This is a genomic window from Paenibacillus sp. 2TAB19, from assembly GCF_052115185.1.
Lineage (GTDB): Bacteria > Bacillota > Bacilli > Paenibacillales > Paenibacillaceae > Pristimantibacillus.
The window spans coordinates 1-20,891 of record NZ_JBFRGE010000004.1 but is presented as its reverse complement, the minus strand read 5'-3'; the positions used below and the strand labels follow the sequence as shown (position 1 = coordinate 20,891).

The 20,891-nt window shown below is 53.1% G+C and carries 15 protein-coding genes and 1 riboswitch; of the genes, 4 read left to right on the top strand and 11 right to left on the bottom strand.

Annotated features, from left to right (window positions below; translation table 11 throughout):
• Positions 1-10: 10 nt before the first annotated feature.
• The 4 genes from AB4Z33_RS02645 to AB4Z33_RS02630 form a co-directional block, all read right to left on the bottom strand.
• Entirely contained in the window at positions 11-922 is a 912-nt protein-coding gene (locus tag AB4Z33_RS02645; RefSeq protein ID WP_442048409.1) for a carbohydrate ABC transporter permease, read from the bottom strand.
• Between the two features lie 23 nt (positions 923-945).
• Positions 946-1,920, bottom strand: a complete 975-nt coding sequence (locus AB4Z33_RS02640) for an ABC transporter permease (RefSeq protein WP_442048408.1) — start codon at positions 1,918-1,920, stop codon at positions 946-948.
• Between the two features lie 150 nt (positions 1,921-2,070).
• Entirely contained in the window at positions 2,071-3,783 is a 1,713-nt protein-coding gene (locus tag AB4Z33_RS02635; protein WP_442048407.1) for a sensor histidine kinase, read from the bottom strand.
• Positions 3,784-3,797: 14 nt separating this feature from the next.
• Entirely contained in the window at positions 3,798-5,444 is a 1,647-nt protein-coding gene (locus AB4Z33_RS02630) for a response regulator transcription factor (RefSeq protein ID WP_442048406.1), read from the bottom strand.
• 244 nt (positions 5,445-5,688) lie between these two features.
• Here AB4Z33_RS02630 and vanG point away from each other — a divergent pair, with 244 nt between their 5' ends.
• Genes vanG through vanT form a run of 3 tightly spaced genes read left to right on the top strand, consistent with a single transcriptional unit; the run spans position 5,689 to position 9,808 of the window.
• The gene (vanG, locus tag AB4Z33_RS02625; RefSeq protein ID WP_442048405.1) at positions 5,689-6,756 is read left to right on the top strand and encodes a D-alanine--D-serine ligase VanG; all 1,068 of its coding nucleotides are present in this window, start codon (positions 5,689-5,691) and stop codon (positions 6,754-6,756) included.
• Complete coding sequence (locus AB4Z33_RS02620) at positions 6,753-7,559, top strand: D-alanyl-D-alanine carboxypeptidase family protein (protein WP_442048404.1); 807 nt, start codon at positions 6,753-6,755, stop codon at positions 7,557-7,559. The genes vanG and AB4Z33_RS02620 overlap by 4 nt, the downstream gene beginning before the upstream one ends.
• Positions 7,556-9,808, top strand: coding sequence for a serine racemase VanT catalytic subunit (gene vanT / locus AB4Z33_RS02615; RefSeq protein WP_442048403.1), 2,253 nt, complete (start codon positions 7,556-7,558; stop codon positions 9,806-9,808). The genes AB4Z33_RS02620 and vanT overlap by 4 nt, the downstream gene beginning before the upstream one ends.
• A gap of 244 nt (positions 9,809-10,052) precedes the next feature.
• Here vanT and AB4Z33_RS02610 read toward each other — a convergent pair whose 3' ends face one another.
• Positions 10,053-11,372, bottom strand: coding sequence for a family 43 glycosylhydrolase (locus AB4Z33_RS02610; protein WP_442048402.1), 1,320 nt, complete (start codon positions 11,370-11,372; stop codon positions 10,053-10,055).
• A gap of 189 nt (positions 11,373-11,561) precedes the next feature.
• A riboswitch (purine riboswitch) is annotated at positions 11,562-11,660 on the top strand.
• A 52-nt stretch (positions 11,661-11,712) separates the two neighbouring features.
• Here AB4Z33_RS02610 and AB4Z33_RS02605 point away from each other — a divergent pair.
• Positions 11,713-13,125, top strand: coding sequence for an 8-oxoguanine deaminase (locus AB4Z33_RS02605; RefSeq protein WP_442048401.1), 1,413 nt, complete (start codon positions 11,713-11,715; stop codon positions 13,123-13,125).
• A gap of 233 nt (positions 13,126-13,358) precedes the next feature.
• On the opposite strand, the gene AB4Z33_RS02600 is transcribed toward AB4Z33_RS02605, so the two are convergent.
• The 6 genes from AB4Z33_RS02600 to AB4Z33_RS02575 form a co-directional block, all read right to left on the bottom strand.
• Positions 13,359-14,618 carry an ammonium transporter gene (locus AB4Z33_RS02600; protein WP_442048400.1) on the bottom strand — a complete coding sequence of 420 codons (1,260 nt, stop codon included), beginning with the start codon at positions 14,616-14,618 and terminating at the stop codon, positions 13,359-13,361.
• Positions 14,619-14,638: 20 nt separating this feature from the next.
• Positions 14,639-15,358, bottom strand: a complete 720-nt coding sequence (locus tag AB4Z33_RS02595; protein ID WP_442048399.1) for a type 1 glutamine amidotransferase — start codon at positions 15,356-15,358, stop codon at positions 14,639-14,641.
• A 254-nt stretch (positions 15,359-15,612) separates the two neighbouring features.
• Complete coding sequence (locus AB4Z33_RS02590; protein ID WP_442048398.1) at positions 15,613-16,920, bottom strand: ArsR family transcriptional regulator; 1,308 nt, start codon at positions 16,918-16,920, stop codon at positions 15,613-15,615.
• Positions 16,921-17,100: 180 nt separating this feature from the next.
• Positions 17,101-18,396: a GTPase HflX gene (gene hflX, locus AB4Z33_RS02585; RefSeq protein ID WP_442048397.1), complete on the bottom strand. Its 1,296-nt coding sequence runs from the start codon at positions 18,394-18,396 to the stop codon at positions 17,101-17,103.
• A 513-nt stretch (positions 18,397-18,909) separates the two neighbouring features.
• A complete protein-coding gene (locus AB4Z33_RS02580; protein ID WP_442048396.1) occupies positions 18,910-19,539 on the bottom strand; it encodes a glycerol-3-phosphate acyltransferase in 630 nt (209 codons plus the stop codon).
• On the bottom strand, positions 19,539-20,651 hold the full coding sequence (locus tag AB4Z33_RS02575) for a glycosyltransferase (protein ID WP_442048395.1): 1,113 nt from the start codon (positions 20,649-20,651) through the stop codon (positions 19,539-19,541). The genes AB4Z33_RS02580 and AB4Z33_RS02575 overlap by 1 nt, the downstream gene beginning before the upstream one ends.
• Positions 20,652-20,891: the final 240 nt, after the last annotated feature.

Sequence of the window (20,891 nt, the reverse complement as noted above, 5' to 3'; positions counted from 1 at the left end):
CGCTGCGCGGTTAGCCTTTGATCGCGCCGACCGTAAGCCCCTTGACGAAATATTTTTGAAAAAAAGGATACACAAGCAGGATCGGCCCCATGCCCACGACGGCCATCGCCATCTGAAGCGATTCGTTCGGCAGGTTGTTCATCAGCTCCGGATTTTGCGCGGCCATCTGCACGTTCGATCGCAAGTACTGCACATCGTTCAGCACGCGCATCATTAAATATTGCAGCGGGTACTGCTCCTCGGTGCGGATGAACAGCAGCGCGTTGAACCAATCGTTCCAGAATGCGATCGTGCCGAGCAGCGCCATCGTCGCCATGACGGGCAGCGACAGCGGCAGCACGATGCGGAAGAAGATCAGCAGCTCGCCCGCGCCGTCGATTCTGGCCGATTCGATGAGCGCGGGATGAATCGTGCTTTGGAAGAACGTGCGCATGATGATAACGTTGAACGGAATAATCAGCAGCGGCAGGACGAGCGCCGCATACGAATCGAGCAAACCGATACCCTGCGTGAAAACGATGTATTTGCTCACCACTCCGCCGCTGAACAGCATCGTGAAGAACAGGAAAAAAGTGAAGAAGCCGCGAAACGGATAGTCGGCCCGGGAAATCGGGTAGGCGTAGAGCGCCATCAGCATAACGCTGAGCGTCGTGCCGATCGCCGTGACGCCGATGCTGATCGCATACGCGCGGGCTATCGTCGAATAATCTTTGAATAAGCTCTCGTAAGCGATGGCCGACCATTCGCTCGGCCAGAAGCTGTAGCCGATGTTAACGAGCGAATCGTTATGGGTCAGCGACACGATGACGACCAGCACGACCGGCAGCACACAGGCGAGAGACAGTAGGATGAAGCCGACGTTCAGCAGAACGTTCGTGAACGAACTGATCGTATTTTCGCGGCGGCTTGTTGTAGTGCTCATCGGAATCACCTCAAGTTAATGCCCTAGAAGAGGGCCTGCTCTTTATTGATTTTGCGCACGGCCGAATTTGTAGCAATGACCATGATAAAGCCCAGTACGGATTGAACGAGTGCGGCCGCGGAAGACATCCCGATATCGTTCAGCTCGATCAGCACGCGGTATACGTAAGTGTCGACCGTGTCGGTTACGGGGTACAGCGCCCCTGAATCCATCGGGACCTGATAGAACAAGCCGAAGTCGCTGTTGAACACATGCCCCATCGAAAGAATCGTCATGATGATGATGATCGGTTGGATCGAAGGAAGCGTGATATGAATCGTTTGCTGCCATTTCGTCGCGCCGTCGATGACCGCCGCCTCGTAATATTCGGGGTCGATGCCGGCGATGGCCGCGATATAGATGACGGCTCCGATGCCAACGCCCTTCCATGCATTCACGATCGTCAGGATAAACGGCCAATATGCCTGCTCGGAGTACCAGGACACTTTATCCTGACCGAACAGCTCGAGAATCGAGGCGTTCAGGAAACCTTTGTCGGGATTAAGAAACGCGTACGCCAGGTAGCTGATGACGATCATCGACAGAAAGTAAGGCATGATGAGAAACGTCTGATAGCCTTTGGCCAGCAGCTTTCCTCTCAGCTCGTTGATGGCGACGGCAATTCCGACCGATAGGATGAGATTGACGACCATGAAGGCCAAGCTGTACGTTACCGTATTTCTGGCGATCCTCCACAGCGAATCGGACRTGAACAGAAACGTGAAGTTATCGAAGCCGACCCACGGGCTCCTCCAAATGCCGTCGATGTAGTTGATGTTCTTAAAGGCGATGAACACGCCGAACATCGGCAAATAGTTGTTGAGGATAAGCACGATTACGGTAGGAATCATCATGAGCGTCAAATATCTGAACTTCCACAGCGAGTGGAAAAACAGTGCCGGTCCCGTCTTTCGTTGTCTTAGCAAACCCGCTCCCCGGGTTTCCGTTATGCGGTTCATTAGGACCACCTCCTCTCTGTTGATCTCAGTATAGAGCGGCGCCCTTACCAAGACGATGATCTATTCCTGACAGAGTGTGATGTAAAATAAACTTGGTTTGCAAACGCAAAAAAACTCCGGACGGTTGCCGGAGCTTCTCTTCAATCGCCATTATTGCTGGGCAGGAAAACGGATAACGGCTTTGATTCCGCCGCCCTCCCGCTTCTCGTAGCGCAAGCCGTAAGCCTCGCCGAAGTGAAGCCGGATTCGCTGATGGACGTTACGGATGCCATAGCCCTTGTCGTCGAGTGCGCCATGGACAATGTTGTCCAGCCGTTCCATATCAACGGGCAAGAAGCCGTTGTCTTCTACGATCATCTCGATCTCATGGTCCGCTTGCCGAATGCGGATCCATATTTCCCCTTCCCCATCCATGCTGCTTACCCCGTGAAAAATCGCGTTCTCGATCAAAGGCTGCAGGATCACTTTAGGCGTCTTATACGTTCTCGCCGCCTCGTCAATATCCCAGTGAACCTCGAACTTGTCGGGGTACCGCTTCATTTGAAGTCTGCTGTAAGCCATCACATGCTCGATTTCCTCGTCGATCGTAATAACGGTTTTGCCCTTGCTCAGACCGATTCGAAGCAGCTTGGACAGATCCTTGACCATGTCCCCGACATCCTTGTTGCCGCTGTCCAGCGCATACCAATAAATCGAGTCGAGCGTGTTGTACAGCAGATGAGGCGTGATCTGGGAATGAAGCGTCGCAAGCTCATTTTCCTTCTGCTTGATCTTAATGCCGTAGTTTTCTTCGATGGAATGATCCAATCTTGTCGTCATGCGGACGAAGGCGCCGTACAGAATGCCGAATTCGTCGGCGCGCATCAGATCGCCATCGGCGTTCAGCTTTTTGCCCGGCTCGTATAGCTTCGTAATGGATACGAGCCGCGCGAGAGGCTTAACGATCAAACGCAGCAGATACAGCACGAAGAAAAGCACAATGGCCAAGTAAATGGCCGATACGACCATGATCAACCACTGGAACGCCGTCTGATTCCCCGTAATCGATGCCAGCGGAATGCGGTAGACGAGCCTCGTGTCGAAAGCGGTGCGGTGTGAGTAGGCGTATAGCCACTTCTGTCCGTCCTCGCTCGCGAAGTAATAGCCCTCTACGTCGTTATGCGCTTGCGCCGGTATGTGCGTCATTTGCTCGCTTTCCGAGGAATCCGACTGCATGAGCAGCTCGTCGTCGCCGTTGAACAAATAAATGCCGGCATTGTCCTGCAGCTGCACCGATACAAGATCTCTGGTCAGCAGAACCTCTAGCTTCGAAACGACGAGAAACCCGATCGCATCCGTGTACGCCTCGGGGTTCAATATGCTTCTTACGAAAACAACGGACGGCGTTCCGCTCTCCGTCTTGACGGACTGAAGCGTGCCGCCCCCTCCTTCTCTCTGGGAGCGCTCCGCCCACGCCAGCTGCTCGGTGCCGTTTCTGGCTACGTACTTGAATCCCCGTGTTTTGTACGACAAATCGAACGGAGGATTTCGTCCCGCCGTATTTTTCATATAAAGCGAATATTCGGTTCCGTCCGAGGACCACGTCTCCAGAATGTCGTCCGCTTTCCGAATATCGCCTAGCGTCTCGATTCTCGTCCAGAAGCGGTATTGTTCCGGATCGCTGAAGAAGTGGTTGTCGAGCAAGGTCACCGTCTTGTCGTTGACGGAGGACAACGTCTTCTCGATCGTGACGTGATTCTGCTTCACGAGCTGCAGCGTCGTCCTGCCTACCTCGTCCCTCATCGAATCGGAAGCTTTGTATGCCGAAATCCAGCCGATGATCAGGAACGGCCCGACGATGAACAGGACGAATGCAAGTGTCACTTTAAATTTAAGTCTCAGCCCGCTCCCCCCTGACCTTCCTTGCGGTATTCAGCCGGGCTTACGCCGGCGTAACGCTTGAACATGCGGCCGAAATGCTCCGGCGATTCGTATCCGACCTCGTACGCGACCTCGTACCGCTTCTTGTCCGTCGTAGCGAGCAGCCGTTTTGCCTCCTCGATCCTAAGCTCGGTTACATAATCCCATACGTTCTTCTTCATTTCCTGCTTGAACAGGTAGCTGAGGTACGCCGTACTGAAATGCACCTCGCTCGCGATATCCTGTATCTTCAGTGCCGGATTGCGGAAATGCAAACGGATATAGCCGGCGATCCTTGCCAATATGGACTGATCCCGCTCCTTGACGAGCTGCTTGACGACGATTGCCGTCTCCTGAATGTATTCATGCAGCATTTGCAGCTTCTGCTCGCCGTCCGCGCCGCGAAAGTACGTATCCGGATCGAAACGCTGCAGCGAAATCCCGTTCGAATGTCCGTATTCAAGCACCAAGCCGTACAGTCTATAGACCAGCATGCCGAAATAGCTGTTGAACAGCTCCTCTTTCTTGGCCAACTCCTTCAGCGGACTGATCACCGAGTCCGAACCGACAGGCATCGTCTGATCGAAGCTCGCTTTCAGCAGCGCGATAAAATCGTCAACCGTAGCCATCCATTCGACGATGGTCACGTTCTCCCGAGCGATTACGTCTTCGTAATAGAACACCTTATGGTTCGGATGAATGTTTTTCCACTCTGCGGCTGTATTCGCCTCTTCCATCAGCTTGGGCAGCATGAACACGTCTGGGTGTAGGGTGCTCATCCCGACTGACGCTTCCACATTCAAAAATTGCTTCAAATTCATCGGCACCATCTGCCCGATCAGATGCAGCTGCGATCTCAAGTCGAATCGCTGGCTCTCGTTCTCTTGTTCATTTAACTGAATGATGCCGATAAGCTCATTACCGAAGCCGTTGAACGCCAGACCGTTCCATTCCGACAGGCTCTCTTCGACAATGTTGACAGACGCGTACTTTAGCAGCTTGCGATCCTGCAGCGATATTTCACGATTGCTGAACCCGCCGCGGTTCAGATCGAGCCGGATCGACACGACGCCGAAATAATGACCGCTTAGCTGTCCCCCCAGCTCGACCATCAGCTCGGCATAATCCTTCTTCGTCAAGCTGCGCTCCGTTACCAGCTCCATCAGCAGCTCGTTGCGGCTGACGCTGTTCGACTTCTCCTTGTCGGCCTGCCTCTGCCTCTTGGACAGCTCCAGCGATTGCTTGCCGATTTCCTCCCGCTCGTTCAGCACTTTGCGAACGACGCGCAGCAGATCCTCCTGCTCGACCGGCTTCACCAAGTAATCCCTCGCCCCTAAGCGCAACGACTTCTTTGCAAAATCGAACTTCTCGTGAGCGGAAATGACGATGACGGGAAGATGAGGCTGCTCCATATAGATCGTCTCCATCAGTTCAATCCCGCTCATTCTGCTCATCTGAATGTCAGTCAATACGAGATCGAAGCTGTCCATGCGCAAATAGTCGATCGCTTCGAATCCGTTGAGCGCCGTCTCGACGCATGTTATATGAAGATCTGAGCCGAGCAGGAAATTTTTGATTCCCGTGCTTACGCGCGGCTCGTCGTCTACGACCAATATTTTGTACATAGTAGCGCCTCCGCCCCCAGCAGATTCTCTTCGCTGCTTCGTTACTTACAGTCTAATGAGAGCGCTTTGCTTTAGCAATGATCTATACTAGCGGAAATGTGATGTATATGCATCCGTGTCTGTCAACTTTTATGAAAATATTTAAGCGATCTTAATAGTTCTTAATGTTTTCTTTCCGGATTATTTAATTCCGCTCCCTATAATCAAGGGCAAGCTCGGAATTCGAGAGGAGAGAAAATAATTAATGACCATTCAACATATAGCCGTTCTGTTCGGAGGAAAGTCTACGGAGTACGGGGTGTCGCTGCAATCGGCCGCGTCGGTGATCGACCATTTGGACCGCTCCAAATACGCTGTCATTATGCTTGGAATTACGCGTGAAGGCGCTTGGTATCGATATAACGGAAGCACCGATGAGATCAGGAACGATCGCTGGCATTACCATGCAAGCTGTATCCCTGCCTTCCTATCGCCTAGTCGTTCTATAGCTGGAATCGTCGAACTGACTGGCACTGAATATCGAACCGTATCTGTTGACGCCGTCATTCCTGTTCTTCATGGGCGCAATGGCGAGGACGGAACCGTGCAAGGGCTGCTAGAGCTGTCAGGCATACCTTTCATCGGGTGCGATACAATGTCATCAGCAATAAGTATGGACAAGGCGATAGCGAGTACGCTCGTTCGCGCTGCGGGCATTCAGACAGCCGCCTCGGTTACTGTATGGGAGAGTGAGGATTGGGAGGCGGCAGCGGGCGAAGCGATGAAGCTTGGTTTTCCTTTGTACGTGAAGCCTTCCAGATCCGGTTCGTCGTTCGGCATTACGAAAGCTTATGATCTTGCAGCTCTGCTTCAAGGCATTCGGGAGGCATTCTCCCATGATGGCAAGGTTATTATCGAGCAAAATATCGACGGTTTCGAGGTTGGCTGCGCGGTGCTTGGCAGCGGAGAAGAACCGTTCATCGCCGAGATCGACGAGATCGAGCTGGCGGGCGAGTTTTTCGATTATGACGAGAAGTATTCGCTGCGCACCTCGCAGATTCGCCTTCCTGCCCGATTGGAGGCAGGAATCGCCGAACAAGTGAGGGCCGCGGCGCAAATCATCTACAAGACGCTTGGCTGCTCGGGTCTCGCCAGAGTGGACATGTTCGTCACGAACGATGGCCGTATCGTGTTCAACGAGGTCAATACGATGCCCGGCTTCACCGCGTCCAGCCGATACCCGAACATGATGCGGCATAGCGGCGTATCGTATCCGCAGCTGATGGACCGGCTTATCGAGCAAGCCATCGCCGGAAAGGAGCGCGCACGATGACACCTGCGACTATGTTCAACCTGGACAACAGTCTGATTCATACCGGACACCTCGTGCTCGTGAATAGAGAGCATCCGGTCGCCTCGCCGCCGTACGCCGATCAGCTTGCTCCTGTCGTGTCGGTGCTTAGAGCGAGCTCAGAGGAGCGAAAGCCGCAGCTGGAACGGACATGCCTGCGGCAACTGGAGCTATGGCTATCGGCAAGCGGCTTATCAGACCGCATCGGGATCGTCAGCGGCTATCGCACCCGTGAACAGCAGCAGCAAATCTACGACCGTTCCTTGGTGGAGAACGGTTATGACTTTACGGCAAGCTACGTCGCATTGCCGGACCGAAGCGAGCATCAGACTGGACTTGCCGTCGATCTTGGCGAGCTGAGCGGCGAGGTCGATTACATTCGCCCTTCGCTGCCCGACCATGGCGAATTCGCTGCCTTCAAGAGCATGGCGGCCGCCTTCGGCTTCATACAGCGCTATAAGAAAGGCTTCGAAGCGGTGACAGGCATTGCAAGCGAGCCATGGCATTATCGGTATATCGGTGTTCCGCATTCATTGATTATGGAGCGGCATGATTGGTGCTTGGAGCAATATCTTGCGTATATGAAACGATTCACGGCGGACAATCCTTACGAGCATTGGAGCGAGGGGAAGCTAACAGCAGAGGTGTTCTACGTGAAAGGCAGCCATTCGAGGAGTATTGAAATTCCGATGAGAAGCGATGCCTCCGGATATGAATGGTCGGGCAACAACAGGGATGGCTTCATCGTTACCATCATGCATGAACGGGAACGGATTCCGTCGTGATCACCGCGCAGCGCAGCCGCTCGGGCGGGGCTGGAATCAACATCGATTGGTTCAAAATCGTAGCCGCCTTGCTCGTCATAGCTGTCCACACCGGTCCGCTTATGACGTACAGTCCGGATGCCGACTTTCTGCTGACCGGCATCGCGGCGCGTATCGCCGTCCCTTTCTTTTTCATCGCTTCCGGTTATTTCTTTTTCCTCAAAAAGATGAACGATGAGAGCAATCGAAATTCCAAATCGTTGCATCGATATGCGCTGAGAACGGGTAAACTTTATGTAATTGCAATTATAATCTATATCCCGATTAATGTTTATGCGGGCTATTTTTCAGCGGCGGAAGCCGGATTCAGCTGGGCGGGATTGACCAGCGATCTGATTTTTAACGGAACGTTTTATCATCTATGGTATTTGCCCGCTTCGATCTTGGGAATGTACATCACTTATGCGCTCTATAATCATCTGTCGCTGAAGGGAATGCTGATTGCAGCTGCCGGTCTATATGCGATCGGACTGCTCGGCGATAGCTACTACGGTCTAACGGCTACCAATGATACGTTGTTGAAGTTGTACGATGTCATGTTCACTTTGTTCGATTACACGCGTAACGGGATCTTTTTCACTCCATTGTACTTCGCTTTGGGCGCCTTGGCGGCGTCTCGTCGGACAGCAGCGGATACGCAGACTGCTGGTTGGCGAAAGCCCCTTTCGTTTAGGGCTAATGCCGCTTGGTTTACGGTGTCTATCGTCTTGATGTTTGCCGAAGGCATTATACTAAGAGGTCTAGAATGGCCGCGCCATGACAGCATGTACCTGACTCTCGCTCCCGCCGTCTACTTCCTGTTCCAATGCCTGCTAACGGGTAAAAACTGGCTTGGGATCGGCAAGAGCGCCGGATTGTATATGAGACAGCTCAGCACTTGGATTTATATATTGCATCCTGCGATCATCGTCATCGTTCGGTTCGGGGCAAAAACAGCGGGGCAAACCGAACTGCTCGTTACGAACAGCTTGGTTCATTATTTGACTGTCGCTCTGTTGTCCATCTTGGCTTCGATGATCGCAGTTTACGCGGAGGAGAGGTTGCCTCTTATTCGCGGACGCAATAAAGAAGCTGTTAACGGGCATGCTGTTCACCGCGCCTGGGCGGAGATCAGCCTTCCGAACTTACGGCATAACTTGTCCGAGTTAAAAGGAGTTCTTCCCGATTCTTGTGCAGTTATCGCCGTTGTGAAGGCGAATGCCTATGGACACGGCAGCGTCCGTATCGCCCGGCACTTGAATGCGCTCGGCATCAAGCAGCTCGCGGTCGCCGAGATCGAGGAAGCGATCGAATTAAGGAAGCATGGCGTGAAAGGCGATATTCTCATATTGGGATACACTTCCCCTCGTCGGGCGGGCGATCTTAAGCGGTACAAGCTGACCCAGACGCTCGTAAGCGAGGAATACGGCAAGCAGCTGGACGCGTGCGGCAAGGCGCTGAACGTGCATGTGAAGATCGATTCCGGCATGAATCGGCTCGGCGTACCGCATGACGATACAGAAAGCTTGCTCGCCTGCTACAAGTTCAAGCGTCTTAACGTGACCGGCACGTTCAGCCATCTGTCCGTATCGGACAGCCGGAAGCCGGAGCATGTGACCTTCACGCACCGTCAATTGCAGCGGTTCGATCATGCGATGAGCCTCATTCGCGCCGCCGGCTTCGACCCCGGAATCGCTCATATTCAGAGCAGCTATGGGCTATTGAACTATTCATCCTGCCTGTATGAGGCGGCTCGTCCCGGCATTGCCCTATATGGACTTATGAGCAACGAAGACGATACGCCGCTGGCGCGGGTCGACTTGCGGCCCGTCCTTTCCTTGCGAGCGACGGTAACGCAGGTCAAGGCTGTCGAAGCGTACAGCCCCGTCGGCTACGGTCATTCATATGTCCCTAATCGCGACGTACGGATCGCAACGATCTCGATCGGTTATGCGGATGGCATCCCACGGGAGTTATCCGAACGCGGCGGTTATGTACTAATCCGCGGTCAGCGGGCCCCGATCAAGGGGATCATCTGCATGGATCAGATGATCGTTGACGTCACCGGCATCGAGGAGGCGCAGCAAGGCGACACCGCAACGTTGATCGGGCATGACGGCGACGAGCTGATCACGGCCGGCCAGCTCGCGAAACGCTGCGCAACGCTGACCAACGAAATCGTGAGCCGCCTCGGCAGCCGAATCACCCGCGTATATGCACACGAGGGCTGAGGTTGACGGTTAGTTGTGGAAGCTTGCTATCCGAGTAATGCTTGCTGATTAGGCCCTTCTCGCTCTGCCTATGTTGGATATTTGCATCATAATGCTGCAAATATCCAATATAGCTCGTCCGATACAACCATATGTTGAAAAGTTACTGCCATTATCCAACATAGCGCCGAATGACCTGCCATGCCCAAAACTAGTCAAAAAAAAGCCCGAGCCGCATGCAGCTCGAGCTTCTTGGTATAGGGAGTTAATCGTTAAACGGACTGACGGCAATGCTTTCTACAACAATTGCGCCTTTGCCGCCCGTCAGGCGTATCGTATTGTCACTGCCCGCTTCCAGCTTAACCGTAATCGTAACCGCTTCGCTGAACGTTTCCTCGCTGCCCGTGGACAACGCGTTAAGCAGCGAATAATCGTTACCGTTAACAGTGAGATGCAGCTTGGAGAGTCTTTCCGCTGTCGCATACCGAACATGAATAGCCGCGCGACCGCCAGAGCCACCGTCTACCTGTTCAAACTCGAAATATGAGCCTTCCGCCTGCAACTGCGAGATCACATTCACACCCTGCTTATTGCGCTCCAGTGCAGCGCCGCCGCCTAGCTTGCTCGTTTCCGCCGCATACACCTTACGGTTCGGATTCGGAAGCGGCGCAGGACCGACAGGCGTAATATCGCCTTTCGTCTGGATTACCGTTTGAATCGTACCGTCTTCATTAAAGTACAAGCGGTCGATGCACATGCTGCGCAACGTGCCTTGGCCCGATATTTCTTGATTGTGATAGAACAGATACCATTGGCCTTTGTACTCGGCAATCGATCCGTGAGTCGTCGAGCAGCCCGTAGGCTCCAGGAATATTCCCCGGTACGACCAAGGACCAAGCGGCTTATCGCTTGTGGCATAGCGCATGCAGTTGTTGCCTTCTAGATTGTCGGCGTACATCATGTAATAAAGGCCTTCGCGCTTGAATACCCATACCGCCTCATGAAAATCCTCAAGCCCTTCCATATCGCGCATGCCGTCCTTAAGCGACATCATATCGTCGTTAAGCTCTCCGCCTGCGCATCTGCTTCCGCCGCCATAGTACATATATGCGCGTCCATCGTCATCGACCAGCACGCTTGGATCAATCATGGCGAAGCCGCCCATGCCTTCGATATATCCGCGATCGACGAAGCCGCTCGCCGGCTTGTCGCTGGTTGCGACGCCCATTTTCCAAGTCTGATTCCATTCGGAGCCGCTAGGATGCGGGTAATAGAAGTAATAGGTGCCGTTCTTATAAGCCGCGTCAGGCGCCCACATGAAGCCGCCTTCCGGCCGTCCCCATGCAACGTCATCAGCCCGCAATATCTCGCCCTCGTCCGTCCAGTTCACCATATCCTCCGAGGAGAAGACGTGGTAACGGTCCATCAGATCGCAGCCTCTCGCCGGATCCATGTCATGGGATGCATAAATATATACTTTGCCGTCTTCCCATACATGGGCGGACGGATCTGCCGTAAAAATCGATGTAACAATCGGGTTCGACGATACCGTCTTCACGTTCGTTTCTGTGTAGCTACTGCTCATTTCATGATCCTCCCTGCAGCTCGAATAACAACATGTTTACTCCAGCATAACGCGCAAGGCCCAAACGCCGCCATGAGACGATCTTAAATTAAATAGTCGATTTAAAAAGGATCTGTCACGCACACTCATGTCAGAATAGTTGACAACAACTCTGCTGCTGATTACTATGTAATTAATCTATTTCATTTAAACTCTCACTCATATGCAGTTCGTATAACCTCGATAATCGGTTCGGGGGCTCTACTGGGATCCGTAAAAATCCTAACTACGAACGTAATGCCCTCTGCTGGGTATTGCGCTCGCGGTTAGGATTTTTTTCATTTAAAAGGAGGTTTGTAAGATGGCAACGCTATTAATCCGCAATGCGCGCAACATCATTACGATGGATGCCGATCGCAACACCTATCCTGGCGGCAGTCTGTACGCAGACGGGCATGAAATCAAAGCAATCGGTCTCGATATCCCTTACGATACGGCCGATACCGTCATCGATGCTGCGGGGAAGATTGTATACCCCGGCCTTATTAATACCCATCATCATTTATACCAAACGTTCACTCGCAATATACCGTGGGCGCAGGACGTCGAACTATTCGACTGGCTGCTAACGCTCTACGATATTTGGCGCCATATGCGCCCGGAGGACGTTTATTTGAGCGCGATGGTCGGCCTCGGTGAATTGCTCAAGACCGGCTGCACGACGGCTTCCGACCACTTCTACTGCTTTCCTAACGGAATATCCGGAGAGCTGATCGACGAGGAAATCAGAGCTGCCGCCGAGCTTGGCATCCGTTTCTTCCCTACGAGAGGCTCCATGAATCTTGGCCGCTCGCAAGGTGGTCTTCCGCCCGACGAGGTGACGCAGTCGATGGTCGTTATTCTGAAGGATACGCAACGCGTTATCGAGTCGTATCATGATGCATCGAAGTTCGGCATGGTGCGCGTCGGGGTCGCGCCTTGCTCCCCGTTCTCCGTTTCCGAAGATTTATTGCGGGAATCAGCTGTATTGGCGCGGAGCTATAAGGTGCGCATGCATACCCATTTGGCGGAAACAAAGGATGAAGAGAACTTCTGCCTCGCGACGAAGGGACTTCGCCCGCTCGACTATATGGAGCGAGCAGGCTGGCTCGGCAACGACGTCTGGTATGCGCACGGCATACACTTCAACGATGGCGAGATTCACCGCATGGGCGCATGCGGCTGCGGGGTCGCACATTGCCCAAGCAGCAATATGAAGCTGGCATCGGGCATCTTCCCGCTCGCGGATATGCTGAAAGTAGGCGTCCATGTCGGGCTCGGCGTCGACGGCTCGGCGTCCAACGATGCTTCCAATCTGCTTGGCGAGGTGCGCCAAGCTTACTTGCTGCACAAGCTTAGCGCAGGCAAGCAAAGTCCAACCGCCGCCGAGAGCCTATGGCTCGGGACGGTCGGCTCCTCCCGCGTGCTCGGCTGGGAGGATGCCATCGGCTCTCTCGAAGTCGGCAAGGCTGCCGATCTCTTCATGATCGATACCCGCAAGCTCGAATACGCCGGCGCGTTGTTCGACGATACCGCCTTGCCCGTCGTCACAGGCATTAGCCAGAACGTCGATATGACCGTCGTCGGCGGCAAAGTCGTCGTGAAGGACGGACAGCTCGTCCATGTGAACGAGCAGCGTCTAGCCGTATCGGCGCAAGCAGCCGCGCTCCGCATGCTGGAAACGGCAGCGAAGCATACAGGCGCTAACTATTATAAGCAGCGCGGCCGCGGGTGATTGGATTTTATACAGGCTAATAAGCGCTTTGTTGCGGAATGGTGGGAATGGGTGGATTAGAGGACGGAATAGGCCATTTGATTGGACAGAATCCACTCAAATGCGAAGGTTGCGAGACATGGCAGTATCCCGGTCAATATAGGAAAACGGATTGGCCATATAATACGAAGGGCCCCAAGCTCCACTGTAAAATGGAGGCTGAGGCCCTTTTTCTCGGAAGTATTAAACATGAATTAGTGCTTTTCTTTCAACAGCTCCGGATAGCCGTATGAACCATGCTCGCTGATATCCAGTCCGATAATCTCTTGTTCTTCCGTTACGCGCAGTCCCATCGTTTTCTTCATTACGAATAGAATGATGTACGATACCGCGAAAGCAAACGCACCGCAAGCTGCAATACCCAGTGCTTGTACACCAAGCTGCTCCAAGCCGCCGCCATAGAATAGGCCTGCTTTGCCGACTCCTATTTTCTCAGCCAGCTCCGGCGTAGCGAACAAGCCATTGGACAATGTGCCCCAGACGCCCGCGGCGCCATGTGCGGACAATGCGTAGATCGGATCGTCGATGCCCATTTTTTCGAAGAAACGCATGCTCAGGACGACAACGATACCGGCAATCAAGCCAATCACAATCGCAGCCCACGGCTCTACGAATGCGCAGGAAGCCGTTATCGCAACGAGGCCAGCCAGCGCGCCATTCAGCATCGCGCCAATATCCGACTTGCCAACGAACATCCAGCTTACGATAAGCGCGGCAATCGCTCCGCCCGCAGCGCCAAGCTGCGTATTGACGGCGATAAAGCCGAAGAAGCTGCCGTCGCCAGCCGTGATCGAGCTGCCGGCGTTGAAGCCGAACCAGCCGATCCATAGAATCATAACGCCAAGCGTCGTGAATACTTGGTTATGTCCCGGCATGTCGTTCGCTTTGCCGTTTTTGCTGAACTTGCCGATACGCGGCTTAAGCAGCAGCGTAGCTGCCAGCGCCGCCATTGCGCCCGTTAAGTGAACGACCGTCGAACCGGCAAAGTCCTGTTTGCCATGCTCGGCAAGCCAGCCGCCGCCCCAAATCCAATGCGCAACGACGGGATAGACAAGAGCCGAGAATAACACCGCGAATATTAAGTAAACGGATAGTTTCGCCCGCTCAGCGAACCCGCCCCAAGCGACGGACATCGAGATCGCCGCGAACGCCATTTGGAAGAGGAACATGATCATTGGAGCAACCGTTGCTCCCTCCGGCACGTCCATTACATTGAAACCGAAGTAATCGCCCCAGCCAAGCAATGAGTTTCCTTCCGAGCCGAAAATAAAAGCATAACCTACCGCCCAAAATACAATCGACACGATACCTACCGTAAATACCGTTTTGCCGGCGATATGTCCCGCATTTTTCATCCGGGTCGAGCCTGCCTCCAGCAAAATGAATCCGCATTGCATGAACAGCACCAATATAGCGCCAAGCATCGTCCAAATTCCGTTTATGCCAAGTTCCATAAAGCTTCAATCCCCTCTGCCTAGATTCGTAGTTGTCGTTTGCTCTCATATATGTCTGCCATGCCGTCCAAAATGCCGGCCAACATCGCATGCGAAACCTCGCTTCTTCCCGACTGTTCCAAGATCGCTTCAGCCGTCTGAATATAAGGCGCATCAATCAGCTCACTGTGCCACACATCAAGCATCGTTGCGATACATGCCGGTGTTGTCTCCAGATGGAACTGCAGCGCTAAGGCGAGATCGCCGTAAGCAAACGCCTGCTCTCCGCAAGCTTCCGAATATGCCAGCCGCCTTGCTCCAGCCGGAAGCGTAAATGTATCGCCATGCCACTGGAAACTGGTGAACGTCTGCGGCATGTGACTAAAGCTTGGATGCTGTTCCTCCGTACGGGAAACCGCATGCCAGCCGATTTCCTTCTGCGCGTTCCGGCTAACCTTGCCGCCGAGAACCTCGGACAGCATTTGCGCGCCGAGGCAAATGCCAAGCACGGCCTTCCCGGCATCTATCGTTTCGCGAACGAACCGTTTCTCCATGGCCAGCCACGGATACTGTTCACCCTCATAAACACTCATCGGCCCTCCTAATATGACGAGCATATCGAATGATGCAGAAGAGGGATACTCGTACTCGGTTAAATGGGAGGGTGTCAGCATACGCAGCGTATGGCCTCGCTGCGCCGCCCAAGCTTTCAAAGCGTACTCGTCATCGAAGTCAAAATGCTTGAATGCGATAATATTCATTGTATCCCTCCTCGTAAGCGCCGTTCGTGATCCGAGAAGTTGCTTACGGCTTCATTTATATTTACGGCTGATTAAAGGCTATGACCGTATATTAATAAAAAAACACCCTCATGTCAACTAACCTGACAAACTTTTTGCCCCTTGCCTCCTTTTTACACAAAAAAACACACCTACAGCGCTAAAACGCCTGATTCGGTGTGCTTCACTGTGTAAGATTGAAACCTTGTTAACTTGATAGCTTTTTTTGTATTAGCCTATTGGCTGTCCCGACGCAGTGCCACTTTGTACAGTTTCAGCGGCCTGCCGCGGGTACTAGTCGTTTCCTCGCCGATGACGGAAGCATATCCGCTCGATTCGAGTTGGATGAGTATACGCCGCGCGCTTCGCGGCATAATGCCCATTTGCTGAGCCAGCTCGTTAGAATGGATGACGTCTGTTTGCAATTTACGCAGGATCGCTTCGATCTTGCCTAACGTTAACGAGCTTAATCCCGTATCATCGCTAACCTCTTGCAGACCTTCCGCCGAATAGGAGTAAGAAATACGCTCAGCGCGTCCCAAAGGACCGGACACCGTCTTGTCGTTGAAGACGACCATCCAAACTCCTTTACCGTATTGCCTCGTCTGCATGAGCGCGTTGCCTGCCATCATCTCCGCCTCGTAAGCCGTGCGGCCAATGCCAATGCCGCACGTCAGCTCTGCGCCCAAGCCGCTAAGCTCGGGACAGTCCGGCATTTGCGTGAAATGCTCCGTTATATTTTTCAATATGCCGCGCGTCGTGAAGATTGCATATCTCCCTGGCGATATCGTCTTCAGCGAGCCTTGCACCCGCCTGGAATAATCGAGCAGCGCCTCGCTTACCGCGAGCTCCATGCGGAACAGCTCATCCGACACGTACGAATCCTTCGTAATGCCCGAATACGGATCGGTCTCTATGAACTGAACAGCAATTTGCGTGTCTTTGTATCGCAGCGTTTCCCATGTCCGCCAAGCTTCCGTCAGCGCCGCCTGTACGGACGATTCCGTCGGAATTACCCGCAGCACCGGCACGCCGAGCGCCTTCAGCTTGTCCTGCACGTACCAGACGCAGGTAACCGCGTAATCGATTCGCCCTTGCCGCCACATATCCAGATGGAAGTCGATCAGCGCTTGGTACGAGCCCTCGAACGGCTTTCCGTTCAGCACGCTGCCGCCGAGTTCCAGCTCTTCCGCGACCTTAGCCAGTTCCTCTGCGCTGTACATATCGAAGCTAAGCCTTGATATATCGATCCGCTGCCGATAGAACAGCTGACATAACGTACGGTACAACCCCGTTCCGCTATAGGAGATATAGAACATCGGCTGCTGGATATGAGACGCCTGCTCCTTAGCCGCTTGATAAGGAAGCGGTCCAGAGAACAGCCACATATCGACTTTATGCGCATGAGCCGACACGATCGGCCCAATGTCCTCGAACCGCTCATGCGTGAAGGGGTAACATTCGAATTCGGCGCTTTGCCTTATAATATCGGTGACAAATCCCATCGTATCTTCAACGCCTACGTAACCGAGTTTGATTTTCAACCAGGCACCCTCCTCATTCGGGCTCGTTCCTCATATTCCCTCTATGTTACCACTGTAGCACGACCCTAATAAAGATCAACCTAATTGACCATTTTCACGCGCTAAAAAGGCTCAACGACAAAGAGAGTGCCAGGAGGCACTCTCTTTAACTTAAGCTTCGCTAATTCCGGCTCCCCGGCTCTATTCGACTTCGACTTCGACTTCCAGCGGCTCTACGAAAACATCCTTGAACTTGTCGTAATCCGCTTGTCTGCATTCCATAACGAGGCGCGTACCGTTCGGTTCATAGCTCGTTTCTTGAATGTTCGCATTCGTATTGAAATAAGCCACGACACGCCCTTCTGCGAACGGGATAATGACCTCGCACTTCACGTAGTCCTGGAAGATCCGCTTCTTCGTGAGCGTCACTAACTCATCCAGTCCCGCGCCTTCCTTGACCGACATATACACCTTATCGCCATTCACTTGCGGATAAGGCTCACTTGTCATATCCGTTTTGTTGTAGGCGAAGATCATCGGAATATGGTCGGCGCCAAGCTCCTTCAATGTCGAGTTAGTCACATCGATAAGCCGCTCGTATTCCTCATTCGAGTAATCGACGACCTGAATGAGAAGATCCGCTTCAGCTACTTCCTCGAGCGTTGAACGGAACGCTTTCACCAAATAATGCGGCAGCTGGCTGACGAAGCCGACCGTATCGGTAAGCAGAAACGACTTATTGTCCGGCAGCTCGATGTTGCGAACCGAGGTCTCCAGCGTGGCGAACAGCATGTCTTTGGCGAATACCTGCTTATTCGATTCCGGCATGAAAGCATCCAGCAGCGCATTCATCAGGCTCGACTTGCCCGCATTCGTATAACCGACGAGACAGACAACGGGAATGCCCGTCTTCTGCCGCTGCTTGCGCTGCACCTGGCGCTGCGCGACCAGCTTCTCAAGCTCGGACTGAAGCGCGTGGATTCTGTCCTCGATACGGCGGCGATCAAGCTCCAGCTTCGTCTCGCCCGTTCCTTTATTTTTCATGCCGGAGCCGCCGCCTCCGCCTTGGCGTCCAAGCGATTCGCGCAAACCTACGAGCCTAGGCAGCATATATTGCAGCTGCGCCACCTCAACCTGCAACTGCGCCTCGCGCGTCTTAGCCCGTTCCGCGAAGATGTCGAGGATAAGGATCGTACGGTCGATGACCTTTTTCTCCAACGAGCTCTCCAGATTACGAATTTGCGACGGGGACAGCTCGTCGTTAAAGATGACGGTAGATGCATCGACGCCCGCGACGAGCGCGGACAACTCATCGATTTTGCCGCTGCCAATATAATGCGAGCTGTTGATCTTGGCTAGATTCTGGGTCAGCTCCCCCGCCACCTCAATGTTGCACGCCTCCGCAAGATTGCGGAGCTCCTCCATGGAGTATAGAAAATCAGGCCGATCCTGTAAGTTAACGCCGACGATAACGGCTTTGTTGTTCGGTTGTTCCATATAGTAGTTCCTCCTTCAAATATCCTTGATTTGATCAATGCGGCAACAAAAAAACACACGGACGCTGCGGCCTGTGTGTTCGCTTTGACGAAATAGAGAAGCACGGAGTAGATACTGCCTGGAATGGAGCAAGCCGGAGCTTGCTTGCCATCGCACAAGTCAGCGAGGTCAATCCGGTCAGCGCTGAAAAAGAGACCCGTCACTACCCACGAGTACCTTCCATGCGCTTTCCGAAAGCATCATTTGGTTAAAGGCGGCAGAGAGCTATCCGATCATTCCATTACTCTCCAGCCAATCATAATTGCTATGGGTTACCTTTAATGAGGCAGACCTATCCCGAGTTCTCTGCACACAGGCAGAGTATTGGCGCTATTCAATTAGCCGCGCGAACTTCTAACTCGGATAAAGTCTATCACACGTAACCCTCCGTTCCCAATTAAAGTAAAGCCATTCTAACATAGGACAATAACAGAAAGCAAACAGGTGTTTACTTTGCTGGATTGAATTTCTGCTTCAATGATGCTGGTCTGTTTGATTCGATGCTAGAAGCTGTCGCAATTCCAGTCTATGGGTGAACATAAGCAGGAGCAAATTAATGATCCCGAATAGCAGGATCGCACGGGAATAGCTGCCGCTAACAGCTATATATACGGTAAGCAGCAGCATACCCAGGACGACCTGAAGAGCGTCGATCCGGGGCGTTATCCGTTTGTCTTTTAACAGCAGCCTCGTCACTGCCAGCAATATCGCCAGAATAACGGCATAAGCAAGAGCTGCCTTGAACGCTGTTAGCGCGCTCCATACGCCGAACGTTGTCGCAATGGCCTTGCCCCCTTTGCCTCTCAAGAAGGGAGAGAATACATGGCCGAGCAGCGCCGCCGCAGATGGAAGGATGAGTGGGTAGCCGGATATAGCATCCGTGTGGACAATCCACAAGAGGGGGACATACCCTTTGGCAAAATCTAGCGCGATGCCGGTCAGCCCATACCCGTAGCCGGCCGTTCGCCATAAATTAAGCGCACCAGGATTGCCGTCACCGTGCGATCGCAAGTTGTGCTTCGCTATAAGACCAAGCCAGTAGGAGAACATAAGAGAGCCGGAAAGAAACGACAGCAGCGTCCACAAGGTGATCGTCACCGCCACTACTTCCGACCTCCTACCTCAATGCGCCGCCCCTTCCACGCTACCCGTCCGAAGAACACGACCTGATACAACGAATAAAGCATAATATAGAGGAAAAATACGGTGCTCAGCATATGAATGGCAGGCAGCCACCAGCCGAATCGGCCCGTGTAATGGATGAAATAGTAGATTTGCGCCGTGTAGAGCAAGTAGCCGATGAATAGCGGCCACGCCCATGCCGTACCGATCGCGAAAGGCGCGGCCTCTGTGGCGATCAGTCCAATGAGCCATATCGCGACGAGCAGCGTCGTGAAGCTGCTAAGCTTACTCGTGCTCATTACCGCTCCTTTGCTGAAGCCTTCAATCTCGCTGCGAATACCGCCCGGGTACATACGAAAAGAAACAATGCCGTAACCGATATAGTTCGTTACCGGAACGCCGGCTTCAATGAACTTGGCGCCTAGATTGAGATCGTCCAGCAGTTCAGCCTTAATGCCCTCATGCCCTTTGGCCCGCTCATAGTCTGTCCGTGTCGTCAGGATACAAGATCCGTACAGCCCTTTGAGCTTGTTCGCCCGCTCCATCGGCGAGGTGAAGGCATATAAGCCAAGCAGATTCGGAATGAGCGCCAATCGCTCGTAAAATCTCTCCGCCTCGTGATAGGGCACAACAGAGATTGCTCCTCTCGTTTCCTCTCTTGCGGCAATCAGTGATTGCAGCGCATGCGGAGCGAGACGGACATCGGCATCAAGGAAAGCAAGCAAATCGCCCGTCGCCTGCATGTAGCCGTTCCACACGGCCCAGTTCTTGCCTGTCCATCCGGGCGGGGGCGGCGAGCCGGCAATAACCGTTACCCCATAACTCTCCGCGATCGCTCGCGTCCGATCCTCGGAGCAATCATCGATGACGATAATTTCGAACGGCTTATATGTCTGGGCCATAAGTGATCCTAGAAGATGCGGTAAGTTTTTTTCCTCATTCCTCGCGGGAATAATAATGGACAGCTTGCCCGAAGTGGCCGCCAGATCTTCAGCACTAGCATGCTGCTTAGGGATAGGAACCGTATTTTTATGGAACAAAACAAACCCGGCAGCGCAAGCCATCAGCAATAGAACGATGATCCACAGTATCATCTCACTACCCCCTGCTATCGATATGGACAAGCCTTCTGGCGACGATGGATTCCCATTGGAAAGTCTCTAGTTTAACTATATTGCGCCGATGCCGCGCCTATGAAGATTATCTTGAACAACAAACAAGGCCAACCGTCCCGTGAACTGCACCCCGTCAAGTAGACAGTACAAAAAATAAAGATCTATGAAGCGGCCTTAGCCCTAAATTCAAGGGGACTGAGGCCGTTTAGTTTTAGTTTT

What these genes read in the sequence shown, in the direction of transcription:
- AB4Z33_RS02620 (WP_442048404.1), top strand. Translation starts at nt 6,753, where the DNA reads ATGACACCTGCGACTATGTTCAACCTGGACAACAGTCTGATTCATACC.
- AB4Z33_RS02630 (WP_442048406.1), bottom strand. Translation starts at nt 5,444, where the DNA reads ATGTACAAAATATTGGTCGTAGACGACGAGCCGCGCGTAAGCACGGGA.
- hflX (WP_442048397.1), bottom strand. Translation starts at nt 18,396, where the DNA reads ATGGAACAACCGAACAACAAAGCCGTTATCGTCGGCGTTAACTTACAG.
- AB4Z33_RS02595 (WP_442048399.1), bottom strand. Translation starts at nt 15,358, where the DNA reads ATGAATATTATCGCATTCAAGCATTTTGACTTCGATGACGAGTACGCT.
- vanG (WP_442048405.1), top strand. Translation starts at nt 5,689, where the DNA reads ATGACCATTCAACATATAGCCGTTCTGTTCGGAGGAAAGTCTACGGAG.
- AB4Z33_RS02600 (WP_442048400.1), bottom strand. Translation starts at nt 14,618, where the DNA reads ATGGAACTTGGCATAAACGGAATTTGGACGATGCTTGGCGCTATATTG.
- AB4Z33_RS02610 (WP_442048402.1), bottom strand. Translation starts at nt 11,372, where the DNA reads ATGAGCAGTAGCTACACAGAAACGAACGTGAAGACGGTATCGTCGAAC.
- AB4Z33_RS02645 (WP_442048409.1), bottom strand. Translation starts at nt 922, where the DNA reads ATGAGCACTACAACAAGCCGCCGCGAAAATACGATCAGTTCGTTCACG.
- AB4Z33_RS02575 (WP_442048395.1), bottom strand. Translation starts at nt 20,651, where the DNA reads ATGATACTGTGGATCATCGTTCTATTGCTGATGGCTTGCGCTGCCGGG.
- AB4Z33_RS02605 (WP_442048401.1), top strand. Translation starts at nt 11,713, where the DNA reads ATGGCAACGCTATTAATCCGCAATGCGCGCAACATCATTACGATGGAT.